The 627-nt window shown below is 72.1% G+C and carries 1 protein-coding gene; it reads right to left on the reverse strand.

The window, feature by feature from the left end; all coding sequences use genetic code 11:
* The coding region (locus ADK36_RS45250) for a DUF5937 family protein (protein WP_234330116.1) at nucleotides 1-627 on the reverse strand (627 nt) is incomplete at both ends.

The raw sequence follows: 627 nt of genomic DNA on the forward strand, positions 1-627 counted from the left end.
CGTTCGGCGATCAGCCGGAGGGCGCGCAGGCGGGTGTCGTCGGCGAGCGCGCGGAGCATGCCGACGAGCTGCGCGGGAGGAATCCTGGGGCGGGCTTCCCGGGCGATCGACGAGACGGGAAAGACCAGCCCGAGGGGCCAAGGGCCGTCGCAGTTGACCCGTACGTGCGGCCACACATAGGCGCTGGGGGCGAGCAGCAGGGTGTCGTCCGGGCCGATGGCGACCTCGTGGTCGTGCGGGCGCTCCAGCCAGAAGCGTTCGGCCTGCCGGTCGCTGCGCACCTCCGGCCACAGGCCGCGGAGCATGCCGTACAGTCCACGCTGTTCGATCTGGTGCCCGGCCTCGCTCACCCCGGCGGCCAGTTCCGGTTCGATCCGGGCCCATTCCTCCTCGAACGCCTCCCGCCAGTAACACTCCAGCATGCTCAGGAACCTTTCGAGGAGCGCGCGGGGGTCGTCCAGGAGCATCGCGGCCATCGCTTCGTCGCTCTCACGTGTGACACGCTCCCGCAGCAGGGCGCGTACGTCCGGTTCCCGCAGCGCGTGTGGATCCCTGCCCTCGCCGCCGCCCGGCCACGGCGACAGCAGGGGGACGGCGAACTCCAGCCGGACCAGCTCCGGGTCCGCC

The sequence above is a fragment of the Streptomyces viridochromogenes genome (genome assembly GCF_001270495.1).
Classification (GTDB): domain Bacteria; phylum Actinomycetota; class Actinomycetes; order Streptomycetales; family Streptomycetaceae; genus Streptomyces; species Streptomyces viridochromogenes_A.